Below are 21,505 nucleotides of genomic sequence, written 5' to 3' on the forward strand. Positions count from 1 at the left end.
GGCTTAAGAGAGAAATAGGGAGCATGGGATTAAACCTCAGAATTACATTTGACGATCAGGATTACGTTTACCAGATCGTGAACAGCAAACTGATAGATCAATATACCACCGAACTGGAGATACTCCTGAACGGCGAAAAGATAGAACTGATCAAAGACGCCCGCAAAGTTTGGATACAAAAGAACGGCGACAAAACACTGAACCCGGATCTGGTACAGGCTTTGGGTAGGTCGGTGTCTTTAAGGTTGAGGATGTGAGAGTCCGTAGGTGTATACGGTCGAGTGTATACACCAACATACACTTGTCATTAATCTGAATATCAGGAAATTGCATAATTTACCAAAGTGCTCCACGCGAGTTTAAGCCGGTGGCTTTCTGTCCTCACCGGGTTTCTTGAAAAGAACCCTACGCCACTTTGCAGGTCGAAAGTGCAAAGCCACTTTTCACACTTGCGAAGGGTTCTCTGCGATAACAAGAAATCCATAAGTAGTGAATTTTTATTAGTTTAGAGATACAATCTGAATTATGAAATTTCTCCAAATAGATAGCTTATCTCAACTCAAGACCGACACGGGCTTTTGGGATAATTTTATTTGGCAAATAGCCGCAGCCTTTGTTATAGGGGTCGGTGCTGTGAGTTATCGAAAAATAGTTTCTTTTATCAAAAATTACCTCGATATAAAACGCGCTAAACGCAATTTAGAAATAAATAATTATTACGAATTATGTCAAATATTGTTACCGATACTGAATGACAACAAATACATATTCCAAACATACGGTCCCAACTCTTCTGCTGCTCATCAAGAACCTTTAAGAACAAATATGACCTTATGGCATGCTTCACGAGTAGAATACATTGTTCCTAACAACGAGAAAATCAAAAACTTGGTCGAAGCTAATAAGCACTTCATCAATCGACTACATTTACCTCTTTATGAAAAGTTACTTTCTCACATTTTTGCTTTTAAAACACACGTAGCCAATCCCAATTTTGACTATTCTAATTATCAGTTTCCAAACGAAATAGAGGACGTAATTAAAGAAGAGTGCTTCAACAAGAATTTACAGGGGTCTACTTTCACTTCAATTGTCAATTGGCTAAAAGAAAAAAAAGAAGTCAATGAAATTGCCGGTATGGCACTATTCGGCTCAGCCGTTTTTTCAACGAAACACAGTGACGATGTGGACATAGTGTTGTGGTTAACTATTAGCGCCCCGGATGATGTGATTAACTTTGATAGAGTTTTAACACAGTTCAAGAAAGACTTTAATTTTTGCTTTAAAAAACCTTTACACGTACAGGTTTTTACAAGCGAAGAGCATAATCGTTACGAGTTATTTTTAGCAGCAAATAATTATAATTATATAATCTGATGGGAAAAGATTTGCACTACAGTATTATCCCCTTTGTGCGCAGAGTTGTTGAAAATCATCAAGCTGTTGTTTCGATGACTCTCGTTAATGATGAGGAGTTTTTTGTATTTCAAATTGAACGGCGCTTCGGATACCGTAGTGTCACGGTGATTGTAAGTGACAGTTATTCGTTTGGAGACTACGAACAAATTATTTTTCACCCAAAGTTATCAAACGGCGGATTTATATTGATAGCAAGACCAGAAGCCACTGATTATAGTGATAATTCCACCCATAACGAAGTATCTACAGGAAAAATTGGCAAGTTGTTAGGAGCACTAAATCAAGACGATTTTTGGAATTATGTCCAACCAACAAATAATAGAACATAAGAAGTTGAGACCTGTAACAAAACATATAACTGTCTTGTTACAGGTTTACTAAAAACAAATAGCGGCTGCCCTTATCAGGAGCAGCCGCTTTCGTATTCAGTAGCCTCAAATCCTACTTATGCTTAGCCCCCATCTCGAAAGTAAGCGTACCGCCATTCACAATATCCTCGTGATTTAGGAATGGTTTGGTGAGCACCTTTCCGTTCAGGATGGTCTTTTGAACAAATACGTTCTTTTCGCTTTGGTTCTTGGCTTCGATCACAAATTTTTTGCCGTTAGGCAGGTTGATCGTGGCGTTATAGACCGCCGGGGTGCCGATAGCGTATTCTGTTGAACCAGGCGCAACCGGGTAAAAACCTAAAGAGCTGAAGATGTACCAGGCGCTCATTTGGCCGGTGTCGTCGTTACCGCCTAAACCGTCGGATGTTGGTTTGTACATGCGTTTCAGGATCATGCGGATCTTCTCTTGCGCTTTCCATGGTTTGTCGGTCCAATTGTATAAGTAAACCACGTGGTGCGATGGCTCGTTACCATGCACATAGTTACCAATGATACCGTCTTTGGTGATATCCTCGGTCTCGGCAAAATATTTCTCAGGCAGGTCGTAACTGAAAAGGCTATCCATGTAAGTGACGAACTTTTTATTGCCACCCATCATACCGATCAGCGCTTTCGGATCTTGCGGAACGAATAAAGAATAGTTCCACGAGTTACCTTCAATAAAGCCCATGTTGTGGGTAGTGAACGGGTCGAAACCTGTTTTAAAGCTGCCATCCGCCAACCTTGGTTGCATAAAGTGCGATTTGGCGTTAAACACGTTCTTGTAGTTCAGCGAGCGTTTAGTGAACTCCTCGTAAATATCGTTCTTGCCCAGCTTCTTAGCTAATTGTGCAATGGCCCAATCGTCATAAGCATACTCCAGGGTTGATGATACCGAAGTGCCGCTTTTCTCGGCAGCGATGTAACCACGGTCAATGTAGTCGCCAATGGCGGCGTAATCGCGGCGGCGGGCGGTGGTTACACAGGCTTCTAAAGCATGGTTAACGTCAATGCCTTCAACGTTACCTTTAACGATCGCGTCGGCAATAACGGCAACCGAGTGGTACCCGCTCATACACCAATTCTCGTTAGCCGAGTTTGACCAGATCGGCAGCATATGCTCCGGGCTTTGATCGTAGTGGGCCAACATCGATTTGATCATGTCCGCGTTGCGCTTAGGCTCCATAATGTTAAAGAGCGGGTGCAGCGCGCGGTAAGTATCCCAAAGCGAGAAGGTGGTATAGTTGGCAAAACCATCGGCCTTGTGGTTATTCTGATCAAGACCGCGGTAGCTGCCGTCGGTATCCATGTAAATGGTCGGGTTGATCATGGTGTGGTACATGGCCGTGTAGAAGTTGTTCATCTCGTCCTTGTTAAGGGCTTTCACTTCTATCTTATGCAATTCCTTTTCCCATGCATCCTGACCGGCTTTTTTTACCTGATCAAAATCCCAGCCCGGTGCTTCGGCTTTCATGTTAGCCAAAGCGCCATCCATACTCACCGGCGATAAAGCCATTTTTACTTTGATCTTTTCGCCCTCGGTGGTTTTAAAGTTAAAGTAGGTCCTTAACTGGCGACCGGCGATCTCGGGAAAGTTAGGTGTATTACGGAACTGTCCCCAAAAACCATTGTAAGATTGTTTACCGCTAAAATTTCGGTATCCCCATGATGTGAATTTTTTGCTGAACGTGATCGCGAAGTACAGGTTACGGGTACGCGCCCAGCCGCTGGTGCTGCGGTAACCAACAAGTGTGCTATCGTTCACCATGCGCACGTATGTCCACAGGTTCTTTTCAGGATAGTTGTAGATACCCGCCATCAGATCCAGGATGATGTGCGAATCGTCTGACTTAGGGAAGGTATATTGATGAAAGCCCACTCGGGTGGTGGTGGTCATCTCGGCCAAAACATTCGGGCCATCCAGTTTTACTTTGTAATAATTGGCTTCGCTCACCTCGTTAGCATGCGAGAATGGCGAACGGAAACCGCTCCCCGGTTTATCGGCAGTGCCCGGGTTAAGCAATAGCTTACCTACGCTTGGCATCACCAAAAAGTCGCCCAGATCGGAGTGACCGGTACCGCTAAAGTGGGTATGGCTAAACCCTACGATGGTCTTATCCTCGTACTGGTAACCCGCGCAATATTTGTACACATCTCCATTGTAACCACCGCCCGGTTTCTCGTAGCTAATGGTATCGGTCTCGGGACTTAACTGTACCGAGCCGAAAGGTGATGTAGCGCCCGGGTAAACGTGGCCCATACGCGCGGTGCCGATAATAGGTTTAACATATTGCACCAGGTTTTGCGCCCCGGCGCTCAAAGCGCTTGATAGGAATATCGCCAGAAAAGCTTTTTTCATTTTTGTTTGGATACGGATGTTTTCCCAAATATAACGTAAATGACGGTAATCACGTTCTTAACAAACAAATTGTCCTATCTTGCCATTATGTCATATCAGCGTACATTATGTAACAACGGTATGCCTTTTGTATCTTATCAATAAACCAACAACAATTACAAATACGATGAAAAGATTCCTTTCAGTAATGATAGCAGTAGTGGCCGTGATGTCGCTAAGTTCTTGCAGTTATAACAGTATGGTTAAGCTGGACGAGAACGTTAAAGGCAAATGGGGTGCTGTACAAAGCCAATACCAACGCCGTGCCGACCTGATCCCTAACCTGGTAAATACCGTTAAAGGCGAAGCCAACTTTGAAAAAGGGACGCTGACCGCCGTGGTAGAGGCCCGCGCCAAAGCAACGTCTGTACAGGTTGATGCCAGCAAATTAACGCCGGAGTCGATCAAGCAGTATCAGGAAGCACAAGGCCAGTTAAGCACAGCCTTAGGCCGATTATTAAGCGTGACCGAGAACTATCCGACCCTGAGGGCCAACGATAGCTTTAAAAAGTTGCAGGACCAGTTAGAAGGTACCGAGAACCGTATTACCATGGCACGCAACGACTTTAACACTGCTGTGCAGGATTACAACAGCAAGATCCGCTCATTCCCGGCCAACCTTACGGCTAAGATGTTCGGATTTGCAGCGAAAGGCTATTTCAGTGCCGACGAAGGTTCTGACAAAGCACCGAAGGTGCAATTTTAAATTTCCAGTTATGAGTGCTGAGTTTTGAGTAAGGAAAAATACGCTTTCTCCAAAATTCATCACTCAAAACTCACTGCTCAAAACTGATCACCATGAAACTGTTTACCGAAGAAGAACAATTGCAGATACGCCGCGCAGTGGAGTCTGCCGAGACCAATACCTCGGGCGAGATACGCGTTTGCGTAGAGAAAACCTGCAGCGAGGACGTGCTGGACCGTGCCGCCAACTATTTCTATCGCCTTGAAATGGACAAAACCAAGTTGCGTAACGGCGTGCTGATCTATTTGGCTACTGTCGATCGTAAGTTCGCCATCATTGGCGATGCGGGCATTAACGCCGTTGTCCCGCCTGATTTTTGGGACTCGGCTAAGGAATGCATGCTGGAGCAATTTAAACACGGTCAATTGATCGAAGGAATTGTTGAGGGCGTGAAGATGGCCGGCAAGCAACTAAAAAAATTTTTCCCTTACGCCAAAGGTGACAAGAACGAACTACCCGACGACGTTGCCTTTATGGACGGCGAATAATTTGGACCTATGTTAAAGAAACTGATATTTTGCCTGGGACTGCTGCTGTGCAGTGTCATTGGCTTTGCGCAGGAGTTCCCGCCAAAATCTAATACCCTGGTAACCGACTTTACCAATACCCTTACTCAAGATCAAAAGCAACAGTTAGAAAATAAACTGGTTGCTTTTGACGACTCGACCACTACGCAGATCGCGGTGGTGATCATGAAGTCGACCGGAGGGTACGATATCAACGAATACGCCGCTTTGTTAGGTCGTAAATGGGGCGTAGGCTCTAAGGACAAAAATAACGGCATCATCGTTTTGGTTGCTAAGGACGACCGCAAGGTTGCCATCCAAACAGGCTATGGTGCCGAAGGTGCTGTGCCCGATGGTGTTACGCACGATATCATCTATAACGATATCCTCCCGCAATTTAAAGCGGATGATTACTACGCCGGACTTGATAAGGCTACCGACCAGCTGATCAAGTTCATGAAAGGCGAGTACAAAGCCGAGCCGAAAGCTAAAAAGTCTAAAGGCAACGGAAAAGCTGTGGGTGGCTCTGTGGGCTTGGTGATCATTATTGTGATATTTGTCCTGATACTGATATTCCGCAACCGCGGCGGTGGTGGCGGCAGCATTATCGGGAGCCGAGGCGGAGCGAGCCCATTCTGGTGGTTCTTAGCCGGATCGATGATGAATAGCGGTAACCGTGGCGGCGGTGGCTGGGGAGGATTCTCCGGTGGCGGCGGAGGTTCATCGGGCGGCGGTGGCGGCTTCGGTGGTTTCGGCGGCGGGAGCTTCGGCGGTGGCGGATCCAGCGGGAGTTGGTAGGGAAGGTTAAAGGCGAAAGGATAAAGGTTAGTTTTTAGGATCTTTTACCTCTTACCCGTTCACCTTTATTCTTTCGCCTTTGACCTTTAACCTAAAAAAGATGTTTCAGAAAGACACGATACTGAACGAGATCAACAAGATGACCCTGATGTTCGCCCGAATGATCGGGTTGAAGGCCGACGGGAGTTTTACGGAGTTCGAGCAGCAATTTAACCACGTTTTGCAGGATGAGTATGACTTGGAGGTAGAGCAGCTGCTTGCCTTAGATGAGGACAACTTTAAAGCCCAACTGCAAAAAAACACTTACAGTGCCGAAAAGCTGAATGGCCTGAGCCAATTATTGTATCTTTACGCCGAGCCTTTTGAGGCCGACGATGAGACCGCACTTCTGCTTAAAAAAGTGATGGTCATATTTGATGTGCTCGAAACGAAACATCATTATGACTCGTTCGAGAATATTGAAAAACGCAAAGCCATTTACGGCTACTTTAACACTTCCAAATGACCGATCTTAAATGGAAACTGCTCCATTCTGAATACATCCACAAAGGCCCATGGGCTACTCTCCGTACCGATAGATGCGAAATGCCAGATGGCCGCATCATGCCAGATTATTATGTACTTGAATATCCCAATTGGGTGAACGGCGTTGCCATTACCGAGGACGGCAAGATATTAATGGTGCGTCAATACCGCCACGCGGCCGGTATCGTGTCGTTAGAAATACCCGGCGGTGTGATAGATGGTGACGAAGCCCCGATAGATGCCATGCGCCGCGAACTATTGGAAGAGACCGGCTACCTTTTTGAGGATATCGAATTGACCGCTACCATTTATCCTAATCCTGCCACGGCCACTAACCAAACCTTTTGCTATCTGGCCAAAGGCGGCAAAAAAGTACAGGCTCAGGACTTGGACGAGCATGAGGAGATCATTGTAGAGCAATACACCATCGCCGAGATCAAACAACTACTTGCCGATAACAAGATCCCGCAGGCCCTGCATTGTACGGCCTTGTTTTATGGATTGAGTAAGCTGGGGGTATTGTAATAACATTTAAACTTACGAGGTTTTTGAAACCTCGTAAGTCTGCATCGTCACCTAACCCTTTTGCGGATATTTTTTCTTTAGCATTTTCAATATCTCGGGGAAGAACTCAGCAAAACTCTTATATTTTTTGCTGTTGATATAGTTCTTGCTGATGAAAGGTTGAATATCCTCTACATAAATAAAATCGCTGCCTGTCTCGCGGGCTACCTGGCGTTTATACTGACGTTCGGTACGGTACTGTTTGTACAGGGCGGCCACCACTGAGCGGACAATGTTCTCGTCCATGCAATAGGCCCAATTGCTGATGCCGTTGCGTTTCATACCATCGTCGTCCTTATTGAACAGATAGCTGAGTGCATCTATCTCTTTAGCGTATTGCTGCAGCAAGCCGTTAATGTACACATGGCTGCCCTCATGCCAAACCAGGTTCTCAAAGTTCTTGAACTCAAATACCGGGTCGGCATCTTTTTTCCCTTCGCGGTTAAAAAAGCCGGTGTTGTAAACCAGCATATCGCTAAATTGAGGGTTAAGCGTTTTGGTCATGATCGCATGCGATCCCCAGCTGTTCAGCGGATCTATGCAGATGTTCCAGGTCAGGGGCTTGCTGTACTTATAAAAGCTCTCCAGCTTAGCGATCAGCTTACCTGAATCGACATTAGCTTTCAGGTCATTGCCCCATTTAGTATAACGGGTTTGGTGCGCCTGAAAGAAATCCCAGAATTTGGTATCGTTAAAGAAATCGCGGCACAAACGAATGTATTCCAGCGTGTTCTCTTTGCCGTAATGTTTGTACCAGTTCAGGTCGGTCGGTTCGTAGATCTTGATATTAGGGAAATCGCTCATACACCAGCCCAGCTCTACGAGGTCAGTGTATGACTTTTCAAATGTAGCCACCTTTTTAACCGCCGGGTGGTCCTTAAACTTACCAAAGTAAGCCATCGCCTCGGTAGTGTATAGCGATGGGTTAGGGTCGGGATATTTCTCGGCCAGTATCTGCACAATGGTGAACAGCTCCACACCCGGGTGCACATTCACGATGAGTTTATCCTGACTAAAAGTTTTAAAAGGCAGCAAAGCCGCAAAGCAAATGATCAATAGTTTTTTCATGTCGATAAAATTTGATAATGCTAAGTTGAGCCGATAATGCCATCGCGACAATTGCGATTGATGAACAGGGTGTTTTTGTTGATGAATGGGCGGGATGAGGATGTTCTATCCTTGCAGTCTACCCCTGTCAAAGCCAGTGCAAATTGCACTGCCGTTGCTGTCCCCTAAATTAGGGGACGACCACCGGCGTTGCCATAGCACTTGAGCTCATGAGGGGTAAATAGTCGCAATACCGGGGTGCGGCTTCCTTTCGCCGTCTTTTACCCCTATCAAAGCAACTGCAAATTGCACTGCCGCTGCTGTCCCCTAATTTAGGGGACGACCAAAGGCGTTGCCATATCACTTGCGTATATGAGGGGTAATGGTCGCAATGCCAAAGTGGCTTCTCCTTTTCGTCATCAAAAAAGGCCTATCGGTGTATTTTTGCTCTGAAAGCCATCGCACCGATCTATATTTAGCCGATGAAACGGAAACACATCATATTGCTGCATGTCGCTTTTTGGCTGTTGTTGATACTGAACCATAGTGTGCCGTCGTTTTTGCGTAACACCTACTTTTCGCTCAAAGATCAGCCAAAGGATCTGCTGCTATTTATAAAATACTTTACGATCGAGCTTGGCTTTTACAGCATAACCGCCCTATGTTTCTACGCGAACTACTGGCTGGTAGCCCCGCAATTATTCGTCAAAAAGAATTATTGGAAGGCTTTGTTATACACGATCTTGATCACGATATCGCTCATCGTTTGGCGCTACATGGTCGAGTTTGGTTTCTTTAAGCCGGTGATCGGGTTCGATAACTACCGGGGTGGTGAGGTCACTTTTAAATATTACACCACCAACATTATCTTTTACTATTTCCCGGCCTATTTCATTTATGGCTTGATGTATTTTTTTGCCGAAAGCTGGTACCGCGACCGCCATCGGCAGCAAGAATTGGAAAAAGAACGGGCCGGCGCCGAGCTGGCCTTCCTCCGCTCGCAGATCAACCCGCATTTTTTGTTCAATAGTATTAACGATATCTATTCGCTCACCTACCAAAAGTCGGAGCAGGCACCCGAGGCCCTGCTGAAATTATCGGAAATATTGCGCTACATGCTCCGCGAAAGTAATGATGAGCTGATGTCGTTAAAGAGCGAGGTAACTTACCTGCAAAACGTGATCGAGTTGCAGCGCATCAGCGCCAAGGGCGATGCCCATATAAACTTCCGCGTAAATGGCCAGATAGGCGAGCAGCAGATCCCGCCGCTATTATTCATCGCTTTTGTTGAGAATGCCTTTAAGCATGGTGTGATCAATGACCCGGCGCATCCCATCATCATCGAACTGGATGTTTTTAATAATGAGTTATTATTCCGTGTAGCTAACCAAAAACTGGGCGGCGAGAAAGACAGAACAGGTGGTATCGGCTTACAGAATGTACGCCGACGTTTGGAGCTGACCTATCCCGGCGAACACCAACTGACCATTAGCGATACCGCCGGCCGCTACACCATCGACCTAAGCCTGCAACTGATATGAAAAAACTACGCTGCCTCATCATTGATGATAAACCTTTGGCGATAGATATCCTGGCCGATTACGCGAGTAAAGTTTCCTTTTTGGAATTAGTTGGCAGCGCTACCGATCCTGTGCAAGGCCTGGAGATGATCCGCCAACAAAGAACCGACCTGGTGTTCCTCGACATACAAATGCCGCAACTGACCGGCCTGCAATTGATGAAAATAGCCGGGCCGCAATGCAAGTTCATCCTCACCACGGCCTATGCCGAATACGCGCTGGATGGTTACGAGCACGACGTGGTGGATTACCTGCTAAAACCCATCAGCTTTGATAAGTTTTACCGAGCGGCAGAGAAAGCTTTAAGCCGTTTCGCAATGCCGACAGAGGTGCAAGCACCGCTGACCACTCCGCCATCGCCGGAGTACATTTTTGTTAAGACCGAACACCGTATCCAAAAAATAAACCTGGCGGATGTCCTTTACATTGAAGGTGTGCAGAATTACGTATCCATACATACCCCGGCCGCTCGCGTGATGACCTTGCAGACGCTTAAGAGAATAGAAGAGCAACTGCCATTAACGGAATTTATACGCGTGCATCGCTCGTACATTGTTAACCTACGTCATATTAACTCGGTAGAGCGTGGTAGGATATTTATTGGCGATACGATCATTCCCGTTGGGGATAATTATAGGGAGGGGTTTTATAAGGTAATAGATAAGGGGTGATCTTACGCTGTCGAGACAAAAACTTTTTGCCGCTATTTGGTTTTCTTTGTATATTAGACTATCATGAAGGAAGTATTGTTGGGCATACCCCGCACGGCGATGGAAGTATTTGAAATGCTACCCGAAGTAACTTTATGCGAAGTAATTGACAACGCTTTATATGTGTCGCCATCACCTACTACCGATCACCAAAGAATTTCAATGAAATTATCCTCCCGGATAGAGCTTTATGTTAGCGATAATGCTTGGGAGAGATATTTGCAGCCCCTTATGATGTTTACCTGAATGAAGGTGGTGAAAACGTTGTTCAGCCAGATCTTCTTTTTGTAAAAGCAGACCGAAGCGATATCATTCAAAAAAAAGGAGTTGTTGGCTCACCTGATTTCGTGATAGAGATCTTATCGACCAACGATAAACTTGACAGGCAAACCAAATTAGAACTCTACCAGCGCAACCGCATCCTTGAGTATTTCATCATAGACCCGGAAACCAAACAGGTTTGGCATTATCTGTTGGTAGATGGTGTTTATGAACTTAAAACTTCGCAAGCAGGGGAGGTGGACATCCAACAGCTATCATTGAAAGTAAAATTCTAAACCGTTACTCCACACACTTATCCTTGCGGCGGGTATCTACAATGTAAATGATCTTCCACCCTGCGGTGGTCTTCATCATCTGAAAAATATTCACTCCGCAATGGCTGAACTTTTCGCCAACGTAAAACTTGTAAGGTGTCCACGCCATGGCTAAAGGACCGTCGATCTTAATATCGTTGAAGGTGATCCGCTCGTCGTAAACTTCGGTGTGCGGTTTGCCTACGCTGGTTACAAAAGCTGATGCTTTCTCGGTCACCAATCGGGTCGACCCGTCTTTGTTGATCCCCACACTTTGCAATACCATATCCTTGTGAAAGGTAGCTGCCAGCATGGCCGTATCGCCTTTGCGCATCCCGTCAAACATGGTAGTGATCGTTTTTTTGATGTCAGCCTCGTCGGTTTGGCAAAAGGCTGATAGCGTAAATATGCTGAGGAGCAGGGCAAGGGCGGTTTTGTACATGGCGTTCAGTTTTTACTAAGATATCATTTTAATAATATGACCACAAATAACAGATTGGTGTGACAAAGCGATCACAATTTTATGACCGATAATAAATGTTTAAACATCAATTTTGCCATCGAACTTTAAAAACACATAGAACAATGGCACTATTAGAAGATTTAAAATGGCGCGCAGCCATCAAGATATTCGACGCGGATAAAAAAGTTAGCGACGAGCAATTGAACGACCTTTTAGCAGCAGCCCGTTTGGCACCATCATCGGGTGGTTTGCAACCTTATCGCATTATTGTGGTAACAGACCCGGCCGTACGTGCAAAGTTGCGCGAGGTAGGTTATAACCAGGCACAGATCACCGATGCATCGGCACTGATCATTTTTGCTGCCGAAACCAAAGTTGACGAGCAATTGGTAGCCACATTTATTGATAACGTTGCCACAACCCGCGGCGTAGACCGTGCATCATTAGCCGGATTTGAGGGTATGGTGAACGGCTCTATCAAAAGCAGGACCGAAGCAGAGAACATTGCCTGGGCGCAAAAACAAGCCTACATTTCGGTAGGCGTATTAACCGCCGCTGCTGCCGATCTAAAGATAGACGCTTGCAGCATGGAAGGCTTTAGTGTAGATGGTTTTAACGAAGTATTGGGACTGACCGAAAAAGGCCTGACCGCCAGCGTAGCTGTAGCCGTAGGTTACCGCTCTGATGCCGACGTATACAGCAAAGCTGCCAAAGTGCGTAAGCCGGAAGATCAGTTGTTTATTAGGATATAAGCGAGCCGCGCGCCATCATGAGGAGCTACTACCGGCTACTTGGTGATTTCCGATAATGAAGCTTTATAAAAAAAGAGGCGCAAATTGCACCTCTTTTTTTGTTATCTATAAGCAGAGCTCTGCTTACGCGAACCAAGCCATCACCTCTTCTTTAGCAGGCATGGTCAGATCTAACTTTAATTTCTTACGCATCCCGCCAAGGTCGTTAAATACCTTATTCGGATTGCCGGCTTTCAGTTCTTCAACGGTGTTGAAGCCCATTTTATTCAGGACAGGCACCCATTCGGCAGCTACACCGGCAGCTACAAAATCATCAACAGTAACAACCTTCGCTTTTTTCTCCGGGCGCATTTGCGGGAAGAATAATACTTCCTGGATGGTGCTTTGGTTGGTCATCAGCATCACCAAACGGTCGATACCGACACCTAAGCCCGATGTTGGCGGCATACCGTATTCTAAGGCGCGTAAAAAGTCCTCGTCGGTTGCCATGGCTTCTTCATCACCACGACCGGCCAATAACAACTGATCCTCAAAACGCTCACGCTGATCGATCGGATCGTTCAGCTCAGAATAAGCGTTAGCGATCTCTTTGCCGTTAACAAATAATTCAAAACGCTCTACCAAGCCATCTTTGCTGCGGTGTTTTTTAGCCAGCGGGGTCATCTCGATAGGGTAATCGGTAATGTAGGTCGGCTGGATCAGGTTAGCTTCAACTTTAGCGCTGAAGATCTCGTCAACCAGTTTACCTTTGCCCATGGTAGCATCAACTTCGATACCTAAGCCGCCACAGGTTTGACGTAACGCCGCCTCGTCCATTTGCGATACATCGATACCTGTATATTTTAGGATCGAATCATACATCGACAGCTTTTCGTACTCGCCGCCAAATTCGATCTCTTTATCGCCCACTTTAACTTTGGTAGTACCGTGTACGGCCATTGCGACCTTGGCCAAACATTCCTCTACCATGGCCATCATCCAGATGTAGTCTTTATAGGCTACATAGATCTCCATTGCGGTGTACTCCGGGTTGTGCGTGCGGTCCATACCTTCGTTACGGAACATCTTACCGAACTCGTACACGCCATCAAAGCCTGCAACGATCAATCTTTTCAGATATAGCTCGTTTGCGATACGCAGGTACAGTGGCATATCCAAAGTATTGTGGTGCGTATTGAACGGACGTGCCGCCGCGCCACCGTGGATAGACTGCAATATTGGCGTCTCTACCTCCATCCAACCCTGATCGTTAAAGTAATTACGCATAGTGTTAATTACTTTAGAGCGGTTAATGAAGATCAGTTTGTAATCCGGGTTAACGGTCAAGTCGACATAGCGTTGACGGTAACGTAATTCAGGATCGGTAAAAGCATCATATACATTGCCATCATCATCACGACGGACCACCGGAAGCGGTTTCAACGATTTTGATAGGATGGTCAGCTCCTGCGTATGTACTGATATCTCGCCTGTTTGTGTAATGAAACCATAGCCTTTAACACCAACGTAATCGCCAATATCTAACAGTTTTTTAAATACGGTATTATATAGGGTCTTGTCTTCGCCCGGGCAAATATCATCACGCTTAATGTACACCTGCACACGGCCGGTGCTATCTTGCAATTCAAAAAAAGCAGCGCTACCCATGATACGGCGTAACATGATACGACCGGCAACGGTCACTTCCTTAAAGGCATCAGGGTTAGCTTCAAAATTATCATTGATATCCTTAGCAAAGGCGGTAACCTTATATTCTTCGGCCGGATAAGGGTCAATACCTAAAGCACGCAATTCGGCTAACGACTTGCGACGAAATATTTCCTGTTCGGATAGGGCAATACTCATTTCTGTATCAGTAATTTATTGAGGCGCAAAAATAGGGAATTTTGGGGAGATATGAGATGATAGATTTGAGGCGTGAGAAGCAGTTGAGTGAACACCGCCGTCCGTGTCGTTCTTCAACAAGCTCAGAATGACACGCTACAATAATGTTCCGATCCCTAACTGCAAACTAACCGCCTACTGGGCACTCCCTCTTGATATCCTCACCAATCCATTAGCAGTAGTAGCATAGATCTGCCCTTTGGCATCCTGCATCAGTTGGAAAATGTTGAAGCCCGGCATTTTGCTATTACCGTTATGGTAATTTTCCCAACCGTCTTTCAGGTCGAAGCGGGCTATGCCCGACTTATCAGTGCCCAACCATAAGGCGTTCTCTACTTTGTCGTAAAGCAGGGTGGTGATGTGGTTAGCCGGCAGACCGGAATTTTTATCGTTATAAAAAGACCACTTACCATCGGCGCTCAGGATGGCCAGGCCTTCCTGATCCATGTCGTCGCCGGTATTGTTAAATGCGTGCAGGGCAAAATACATATTGCCTTTACCATCCTCAGTAATGTTGGTGATGATGGTGTTGTTAAGCGGGGTTTTGCTGCCGTTGTAGGCCGTCACCTTTTCGCTCTTACCGATCATGATCGATCCGCGGGAGGTGCCCATCCAAAGGCGTTTTTTGCTATCGAAGTAAGCATACTTCACATCGTTAGACGGCATTTGGAAAACCACGTTTTTATCGATCAACCGCACTTTACCTTCTTTAAAGATCATCAAACCTTTGCCTGTCGGGAAAAATATCTCGCCGGTAGATGTAGCCACGATCTTGTACGGTCGGGCGATCTGCAACCTGGTCGAGTCGAATACCTGCCAGCCTTTGTCGTTAAAAGTAAAGATGGCTTTGTTAGCGTAGATCCACTTGGTGTTATCCTTATCGGCGGCTATAGCCACAACTTCGGTGGTTGGAGTGAACGGCGAGTTCACCTCGTTCAGTTGCGTAAAGGCTTCGCCATTGTACAGCGTCATGCCGTGATCGCTGCCGTACCAAAGCAGGTTGGTGCTGTCTATCATAGCGGCGGTGCTCACATTCTCGGGCAATGGCGAGTTGTAGCGGTTAAATGCCGTAATGGTATAATTTTTTAGTAAAGGGTTGCTGTATTGATATTGTTTGTTGTAGACGGTTGCGTCACCGGCTGGTGCCAGCTGACTCAGATCCATACGTTGCATGCGGCCTACAATACGGCCATGTTCAATGGCAAATATCACGTTCACCGATGCGTTTACTTTTTTGCCGTTCACACGGGCCGGTCGCCAAATGGCGGTGTTAAGCAGGATGACCAGGTCATCGCTCAGCGGACTATGGCTCACATCGCTGTGGCTTAAAACTGATGCCAACCCCAACGAATCTACCAGTACCTGGAACGATACATTGCCCGATCCGCCTTGTAAGTTATAACGGTAGTTGATCTTATCTGCTATGATAGAAAGGGTAAAAGGCGCGCATACAGCCTGCGGGGTGCCGCAATCCATGCAGTAGGACATGCCCGGGCGCTCGTCAACTTTCTCCGAAAAAAGATTTTGTGCTAACAGCCCTTTAGTACCTAACAAACACAGCAAACAAGCAATAAACAGCGGGCGAATGATCATGGAATATAATTAACACAAATATGGCTATCTTTTTTCATTTTAAGCAGCCTTGTTACACAGCCTCTAAGGTATTTAACAATTATGGTAGTAAACGTTAAAAAGTGTTAATTGGGTTATTGCGATAGTAGTGTGATAAGGTTTTTACACTGATCTGCACTAATTACTATTGAGGCGGTCGCGATTAGATCGAATTGCACAAATTTTTAACAGCGGTATCGCAAGTAGAAGAATTCGGGTAATTCGTCCTTATCCGAGAAAATTAGTGTCTAAGTTCCTAATGTTAACGTTCCTTAATACCTGCACCGCAACCGCCTGCTCCCCCGCAAAGATCTGCTGACACAGGTTTGGGGCGATGATGACCTGTTCAGCTCGCGTAGTCTGGATGTGTATATATCGCGGCTACGCCGTTATCTTAACATAGACCACATGGTGCAGATCATCAATAACAGGGGTTTTGGTTATAAGCTGATCTGCTGACGTTGCTATCAGTAGATCAGCTTATAAAACAGCCCGCAGCCACTTACCCCAGCGGTACAAACTTCATCGACACCGAATTTACACAGTGGCGCGTATTCTTTGCCGTCATATACTCGCCTTCAAAAACGTGGCCCAAGTGTGCCCCGCAGTTTTCGCAAAGTATCTCTACCCGTCGGCCATCGGCATCCGCATCGCGGCGGACAGCGCCTGGTATCTCATCGTCGAAACTCGGCCAGCCGCAAAAGGATTCAAATTTATCTTCGGATCGGTACAGCGGGGCATCGCAGCGTTTGCACACGTACACGCCTTGCGCCTTATTGTTCAATAATTCGCCGGTAAAAGGGCGCTCGGTCCCTTTGTATAGTATTACCCTTTCTTCGTCGGGTGTTAATTCGTTATATGCCATTTTTTTCTTGATCTTACAGTTTATTTAAGAAGATCCCACCGATCTTGCTTTGCGCGTTTATTTATTTGTATCTGATATCAAAATTACGACAATTATGCATCGGCCTTTGTTTCACCAAGTAATGTTTACGCCTGTTTGACCATCTAAAAAAACTTTCGCCTTTTACCGTTGGCCTTTCTGCCTCAAAAAAGTACCACTCAGCATAAATAAGCTGCCATTCGGCGTTAACTTGCTTAAACATCCATTATCGCTTTGCATCTTTACATCATGGCACAACAAGCGATCATCACAGTTAAGGATCTGGTTAAACATTACGGCGATTTTAAGGCCGTTAATGGTATCAGCTTTGAGGTTTTCGAGGGCGAGATCTTTGGTTTGCTCGGACCTAACGGGGCTGGCAAGACGACCACTTTAGAGATCATTGAGACCCTCCGTCAAAAAACATCGGGCAGTATCACGGTCGACGGTTTCGATATCGAGCGAGATACCGACAGCATCAAACAACGCATCGGCGTACAGCTGCAAGCCGCCGGCTACTACCCCAACCTTAACCTGGCCGAACTTATCGACCTGTTCAGCGGCCTGTATGGCGTGCAAGTCTCACCTATGGAGATGCTGGAAAAAGTAGCGCTGACCGACAAAGCCAAGGCTAAATACAAAGACCTATCGGGCGGACAGAAGCAACGCTTCTCTATCGCCACTACGCTGATAAACAACCCACGCATTATCTTTTTAGATGAACCGACAACCGGTCTGGATCCGCAAGCCCGCCGTAACTTATGGGAGTTGATACGCCAGATACGCGACGGCGGTACCACCGTGGTGATCACCACCCACTATATGGACGAAGCAGAAGAACTGTGCGACCGCGTTGCCTTTGTAGACGGCGGCCATATCATTGGCATAGATACCCCCGACCACTTTATAGATGAGTTGGTAGCATCCGGCTTCGAACGTAAAAAGCAAGTTAAGGCCGCCAACCTGGAGGATGTTTTTATCGCTAAAACGGGCAAGGAGTGGAGGGAAGGGTAAGTCATAAGTTCTGAGTCCAAAGTTCTAAGTGACTCAGCGAACGGCTAAATAAATACAATACAGACTCAAGACTTCAAACTTAAGACTTATGACATCAAAAAATTACAGCAATTTCCGCGCAACAATGGCCATTGCCAAGGCCAGTTTAAGATCTACCATGCGCAGCCCATCAGCGGTGGTATTTACCCTTGCTTTTCCGTTGATCTTCATTGTGGTGTTCGCCAACGTTGGCGGTGCCGGGGTGAGTGTTGATGTGGCCGTAGCTAAAAATAGCGATACTACTAATGCCGTTTATCAGGCACTAAAAAAGAACCCGATGATACGGTTGGTCAAGGGACTATCCAATGAGGACATTACGAAGAACCTAGCTAAGGGCTCGCTTGATGCTTCGATAGAGTTAAAGCCACAGCAGCCGATGAAGCCTATCGGGCTAACCGTTCAATATAGCAAGGCATCCACCAAGGGCGAGATCTTAAAGTCGACTTTGAATAACATCTTTTATAAGATACAGTCGAGCGTTTACGAGAAGATCAACTCCTTTTCGGGCATGAAGATCCCCGACGTGATCGATCTGAAAGAGACCACTATTACCGGGCGCAAACATTTATATATCGACTTTATACTGCCTGGTCAGTTGGGTTTCTCGTTGCTGAGCACCGGCGTTTTTGGTACAGCCTTCGTGTTCCTCAACCTACGACAGAACCTGGTGATCAAGCGCTTTTTTGCTACCCCGGTAAAGGGTTACAGCATTATAGGTGGCGAGATGCTGGCCCGCATCATCTTTGGTTTGGCCGGTGCACTCATCATTATTTTGACAGGGCATTACCTTTTTGGCTTTACGCTGATACATGGTTTTGTGACGGTGTTAAATATGCTGGTACTCTCTATTATAGGTCTGCTGATATTTATGGGATTTGGGTTCACGGTATCAGGCATCGCCAAGAACGAAAGCAGTATACCACCATTAGCAAATATCATTACCCTGCCGCAATTCCTGCTGTCGGGTACGTTCTTCAGCACCTCGGCTTTCCCGGCCTGGTTACGTTCACTTAGCGATGTGTTGCCGCTTACCCACCTTAATAACGCCATGCGTAAAGTAGCGTTTGAGGGTGCCGGATTAGGCGATGTCACCCATCAATTACTCATCTTGTTGTTATGGGGTATCGCTGCGTATGCAGTGGCGATAAAGATCTTTAAGTGGGAGTAGTAAAAAGTCCATAGCCCATAGTCAATGGTCCATGGACTTTTTTACCTTTGCTGTACTTACATTAAATTTAACAATGTCCAAAGTTTTTAAAGCGCTGCTGATCTTAATAATATTCACCAACACTGCTTTTGGGCAAGACAATAAATTAGGCAGCTGGGGCATTTTCAACATCCAGATGCCGGGCGATAGCAGCCATAAATGGGGCGGGATGATAGAACTGCAATCGCGCAGTAACGAACTTTTTAACCAGTTCAATTACTACGAGACAAAAGGCGGGGTGAGTTACGATCTTGATAAAAATTTCACCGCGCTGTTAGGAGGTGGGCGCTACCTTACCTACGACTATAATAACCTTGGTGCCGGCCCGACTATTATAGAAGCGCGGATGTGGCAACAGATGACGCTAAGCCAATACCTGGACCGCATTAAATTAGAACATCGGTACCGGATAGAACAACGCTGGCTTAACGGCCATTACCGCAACCGTTTCAGATATCGTATAAATGCTTTTGTACCGCTGAACAAAAAGAAAGTTGGCCCCGAAACATTTTTTATCACGGTTTTCAACGAGATATTCCTGAATAACCACGAGCCGCATTTCGAGCGCAACCGTTTTTCGGCTGGCTTGGGTTATCAGTTCGATAAAAAGTGGATATTGCAGGCAGCGTGGTTAAATCAGTATAACTACGTTCCGGGTAAAGGCAGTGCTAAAAACAATATCGCATTTACGCTGATGTACCGCATCCTGCGCAAGAATGCTGTTGCCGGCGAGCGGATACCAAGTACCTCGGATTGATCTTGAGTTGGGTCTCTAATTATTTCATGGCTGCCCGTTTCACCAGATAAGCTTTCAGGATCTGGTTATAGCCATCATGTATGTTGGCATCGATCAGGTCGATATGGTATTGGGCGCATTTCAGTTCCAATTGATGGCGATAGTCATCCAAAGCAGCACGGTAAGCTTCGCGGATACGACCGGGGTGCACCTTCATTTCCTGTCCGCTTTCCATATCGATAAAATGGTGCGGGCGGTTATCAAAGTCAAAATCAAGCTCTTTCTTTTTATCGCTCACGTTAAAGATCACCACCTCGTGCTTGCGGTATTTTAAGTGTTGGATGGCGGCGAACAGGGCTTGCATTTTGTCCTGGTTCAGGCTGTTCTCCAGCATGTCGCTAAAAATAATGATCAGCGATCGTTGGTGAACATCCTCGGCAACGTGGTGCAGTACGTCGGCTATGTTGGTCAGGTTGTTCTCTTTCGGCTCGTTAAAAGCTTTTTCTAACTCGGCGAACAGGTAGAACATGTGCGAGGTGGTAGATCGGGCCGCGCTTAAACGGTCTACTTTATCCGAGAATAAGCATAAACCAAAAGCATCGCGCTGTTTTTTGAACAGGTACATTAACGAGGCGATGGCATACACCGAGAATTGCAACTTGCTCAGCCCTTTTTCGGGGAAGTTCATCGATGACGAGGTATCCAGCAGCAGGTAGCTGCGCAGGTTGGTTTCCTCTTCAAACTGCTTAACAAATAGCTTATCGGTACGGGCAAAAAGTTTCCAGTCGATATTTTTTACCGATTCGCCGCTGTTATACAGGCGGTGCTCGGCAAACTCTACCGAAAAGCCGTGGAACGGGCTTTGGTGCAAGCCGGTAATAAAACCCTCTACCACCTGCTGGGCCAGCAGCTCCAGATTGGCCAGCTGGCGTATTTGCTGATCGTTACTTAATTGTGCCATTTAGGCTAAGGTAGTTAATTGCTTTGGCAATAAATATGAAGTGCCGATGTAAAAAAGCGGCGATAATGCCGGCCTAAACCTGTTTATACATATCAGGCCATTCTTGCGGGCCTTTATCCTCCGGTTCAAAACGCGACTGCAGCCAAGCCGATACCGCCGATACACGGATGATCGCCATCACCCCTAAGATCAGCTCTAAAAAGGCAAAATAATTCACCCGTCGGCTTTGGTTGTTTATGACGTTGGTTGTAGCATGTGATATACCGTTGTCGATATTGGTTTGATTGTTGGTATTGATGTTATAGTCAAAAAATAGCGCGTCGGTAGCGCCGTTAACGATCAGTGCTATCGCTGCTACGATAACTACGATGTTGAACATCATCGCTTTATCGGCACCAAAGTTGATCACTTCTTCGCCATCTATATTAAGCATGCGGAAAATACTGTCTGTTGCCAGTAAACAGGCAAAAGCGATAGCTCCCGTTAGCCCGGTAGATAACAACATGCTTAAGCCCATACTCAGAATCATACCGCTGCCTTGCATGCCAAAGCCTACGCTGCTGAGTATGCCTAAACTCATGACCAAGCCGCTAAGCGAGAACAAAAATTTCCAAAGGGCGACGATGCCGGCCGCTTTAAGGCCTATGGTAAATAAGGTTTTTACTTTCATGGGTGGTATTGGTTGGTGTTGAAGATACGGTTTAATTGCCAATTAGAGCA

Annotated in this window: 24 protein-coding genes; 16 read left to right on the plus strand and 8 right to left on the minus strand. The window is 46.2% G+C overall.

All coding sequences use genetic code 11. The annotated features are described in order from the left end of the window. Positions 1-23: 23 nt before the first annotated feature. The 3 genes from IRJ16_RS07270 to IRJ16_RS07280 all read left to right on the plus strand — a co-directional run bounded on the left by IRJ16_RS07270 (position 24) and on the right by IRJ16_RS07280 (position 1,748). On the plus strand, positions 24-257 hold the full coding sequence (locus IRJ16_RS07270; RefSeq protein WP_194110859.1) for a hypothetical protein: 234 nt from the start codon (positions 24-26) through the stop codon (positions 255-257). A gap of 268 nt (positions 258-525) precedes the next feature. Next, positions 526-1,377 carry a hypothetical protein gene (locus IRJ16_RS07275; protein ID WP_194110860.1) on the plus strand — a complete coding sequence of 284 codons (852 nt, stop codon included), beginning with the start codon at positions 526-528 and terminating at the stop codon, positions 1,375-1,377. Next, positions 1,377-1,748, plus strand: a complete 372-nt coding sequence (locus tag IRJ16_RS07280) for a hypothetical protein (RefSeq protein ID WP_194110861.1) — start codon at positions 1,377-1,379, stop codon at positions 1,746-1,748. Before IRJ16_RS07275 ends, IRJ16_RS07280 begins: the two co-directional genes overlap by 1 nt. A 112-nt stretch (positions 1,749-1,860) precedes the next feature. On the opposite strand, the gene IRJ16_RS07285 is transcribed toward IRJ16_RS07280, so the two are convergent. After that, positions 1,861-4,146 carry a GH92 family glycosyl hydrolase gene (locus IRJ16_RS07285; protein WP_194110862.1) on the minus strand — a complete coding sequence of 762 codons (2,286 nt, stop codon included), beginning with the start codon at positions 4,144-4,146 and terminating at the stop codon, positions 1,861-1,863. 166 nt (positions 4,147-4,312) lie between these two features. Here IRJ16_RS07285 and IRJ16_RS07290 point away from each other — a divergent pair, with 166 nt between their 5' ends. The 5 genes from IRJ16_RS07290 (at position 4,313) to IRJ16_RS07310 (ending at position 7,284) form a co-directional block, all read left to right on the plus strand. Further along, on the plus strand, positions 4,313-4,891 hold the full coding sequence (locus IRJ16_RS07290; protein WP_194110863.1) for a LemA family protein: 579 nt from the start codon (positions 4,313-4,315) through the stop codon (positions 4,889-4,891). A gap of 92 nt (positions 4,892-4,983) precedes the next feature. Further along, positions 4,984-5,418: a TPM domain-containing protein gene (locus tag IRJ16_RS07295; protein ID WP_194110864.1), complete on the plus strand. Its 435-nt coding sequence runs from the start codon at positions 4,984-4,986 to the stop codon at positions 5,416-5,418. A gap of 9 nt (positions 5,419-5,427) precedes the next feature. Further along, positions 5,428-6,234, plus strand: coding sequence for a TPM domain-containing protein (locus IRJ16_RS07300; protein WP_194110865.1), 807 nt, complete (start codon positions 5,428-5,430; stop codon positions 6,232-6,234). Between the two features lie 100 nt (positions 6,235-6,334). Next, positions 6,335-6,739: a hypothetical protein gene (locus tag IRJ16_RS07305; protein WP_194110866.1), complete on the plus strand. Its 405-nt coding sequence runs from the start codon at positions 6,335-6,337 to the stop codon at positions 6,737-6,739. Beyond that, complete coding sequence (locus tag IRJ16_RS07310) at positions 6,736-7,284, plus strand: NUDIX hydrolase (protein WP_194110867.1); 549 nt, start codon at positions 6,736-6,738, stop codon at positions 7,282-7,284. Before IRJ16_RS07305 ends, IRJ16_RS07310 begins: the two co-directional genes overlap by 4 nt. Before the next feature lie 51 nt (positions 7,285-7,335). Here the strand turns inward: IRJ16_RS07310 and IRJ16_RS07315 are convergent, their stop codons facing one another. Next, a complete protein-coding gene (locus IRJ16_RS07315; RefSeq protein ID WP_194110868.1) occupies positions 7,336-8,391 on the minus strand; it encodes a DUF4932 domain-containing protein in 1,056 nt (351 codons plus the stop codon). A gap of 461 nt (positions 8,392-8,852) precedes the next feature. On the opposite strand from IRJ16_RS07315, the gene IRJ16_RS07320 reads away from it, so the two are divergent. The 3 genes from IRJ16_RS07320 (at position 8,853) to IRJ16_RS07330 (ending at position 11,217) form a co-directional block, all read left to right on the plus strand. Beyond that, a complete protein-coding gene (locus IRJ16_RS07320; protein WP_194110869.1) occupies positions 8,853-9,911 on the plus strand; it encodes a sensor histidine kinase in 1,059 nt (352 codons plus the stop codon). Beyond that, positions 9,908-10,621: a LytR/AlgR family response regulator transcription factor gene (locus IRJ16_RS07325; protein ID WP_194110870.1), complete on the plus strand. Its 714-nt coding sequence runs from the start codon at positions 9,908-9,910 to the stop codon at positions 10,619-10,621. Before IRJ16_RS07320 ends, IRJ16_RS07325 begins: the two co-directional genes overlap by 4 nt. 245 nt (positions 10,622-10,866) lie before the next feature. Next, entirely contained in the window at positions 10,867-11,217 is a 351-nt protein-coding gene (locus IRJ16_RS07330) for a Uma2 family endonuclease (protein ID WP_194110871.1), read from the plus strand. A gap of 4 nt (positions 11,218-11,221) precedes the next feature. Here the strand turns inward: IRJ16_RS07330 and IRJ16_RS07335 are convergent, their stop codons facing one another. Beyond that, positions 11,222-11,677, minus strand: coding sequence for a nuclear transport factor 2 family protein (locus tag IRJ16_RS07335; RefSeq protein ID WP_194110872.1), 456 nt, complete (start codon positions 11,675-11,677; stop codon positions 11,222-11,224). Positions 11,678-11,820: 143 nt separating this feature from the next. On the opposite strand from IRJ16_RS07335, the gene IRJ16_RS07340 reads away from it, so the two are divergent. Further along, complete coding sequence (locus IRJ16_RS07340; RefSeq protein WP_194110873.1) at positions 11,821-12,450, plus strand: NAD(P)H-dependent oxidoreductase; 630 nt, start codon at positions 11,821-11,823, stop codon at positions 12,448-12,450. Between the two features lie 123 nt (positions 12,451-12,573). Here the strand turns inward: IRJ16_RS07340 and lysS are convergent, their stop codons facing one another. Next, positions 12,574-14,295 carry a lysine--tRNA ligase gene (gene lysS, locus IRJ16_RS07345; protein WP_194110874.1) on the minus strand — a complete coding sequence of 574 codons (1,722 nt, stop codon included), beginning with the start codon at positions 14,293-14,295 and terminating at the stop codon, positions 12,574-12,576. 174 nt (positions 14,296-14,469) lie between these two features. Further along, positions 14,470-15,927 (minus strand): ligand-binding sensor domain-containing protein, encoded by a 1,458-nt coding sequence (locus tag IRJ16_RS07350; RefSeq protein WP_194110875.1) that lies wholly within the window; start codon positions 15,925-15,927, stop codon positions 14,470-14,472. Between the two features lie 297 nt (positions 15,928-16,224). On the opposite strand from IRJ16_RS07350, the gene IRJ16_RS23185 reads away from it, so the two are divergent. After that, the gene (locus IRJ16_RS23185) at positions 16,225-16,404 is read left to right on the plus strand and encodes a winged helix-turn-helix domain-containing protein (RefSeq protein WP_194110932.1); all 180 of its coding nucleotides are present in this window, start codon (positions 16,225-16,227) and stop codon (positions 16,402-16,404) included. Between the two features lie 43 nt (positions 16,405-16,447). On the opposite strand, the gene IRJ16_RS07360 is transcribed toward IRJ16_RS23185, so the two are convergent. Continuing rightward, positions 16,448-16,810: a methionine-R-sulfoxide reductase gene (locus IRJ16_RS07360; RefSeq protein ID WP_194110876.1), complete on the minus strand. Its 363-nt coding sequence runs from the start codon at positions 16,808-16,810 to the stop codon at positions 16,448-16,450. Positions 16,811-17,077: 267 nt separating this feature from the next. On the opposite strand from IRJ16_RS07360, the gene IRJ16_RS07365 reads away from it, so the two are divergent. The 3 genes from IRJ16_RS07365 to IRJ16_RS07375 all read left to right on the plus strand — a co-directional run bounded on the left by IRJ16_RS07365 (position 17,078) and on the right by IRJ16_RS07375 (position 19,845). Beyond that, on the plus strand, positions 17,078-17,842 hold the full coding sequence (locus IRJ16_RS07365) for an ABC transporter ATP-binding protein (protein WP_194110877.1): 765 nt from the start codon (positions 17,078-17,080) through the stop codon (positions 17,840-17,842). Positions 17,843-17,930: 88 nt separating this feature from the next. After that, the gene (locus tag IRJ16_RS07370) at positions 17,931-19,049 is read left to right on the plus strand and encodes an ABC transporter permease (protein WP_194110878.1); all 1,119 of its coding nucleotides are present in this window, start codon (positions 17,931-17,933) and stop codon (positions 19,047-19,049) included. A 73-nt stretch (positions 19,050-19,122) separates the two neighbouring features. Further along, positions 19,123-19,845: a DUF2490 domain-containing protein gene (locus tag IRJ16_RS07375; protein ID WP_194110879.1), complete on the plus strand. Its 723-nt coding sequence runs from the start codon at positions 19,123-19,125 to the stop codon at positions 19,843-19,845. A 19-nt stretch (positions 19,846-19,864) separates the two neighbouring features. On the opposite strand, the gene IRJ16_RS07380 is transcribed toward IRJ16_RS07375, so the two are convergent. After that, positions 19,865-20,785, minus strand: a complete 921-nt coding sequence (locus tag IRJ16_RS07380) for a DUF58 domain-containing protein (protein ID WP_194110880.1) — start codon at positions 20,783-20,785, stop codon at positions 19,865-19,867. A gap of 73 nt (positions 20,786-20,858) precedes the next feature. Further along, positions 20,859-21,455, minus strand: a complete 597-nt coding sequence (locus IRJ16_RS07385; protein WP_194110881.1) for a hypothetical protein — start codon at positions 21,453-21,455, stop codon at positions 20,859-20,861. Positions 21,456-21,505: the final 50 nt, after the last annotated feature.

Origin of the sequence: Mucilaginibacter myungsuensis (assembly GCF_015222005.1) — a bacterium.
Taxonomy (GTDB): domain Bacteria; phylum Bacteroidota; class Bacteroidia; order Sphingobacteriales; family Sphingobacteriaceae; genus Mucilaginibacter; species Mucilaginibacter myungsuensis.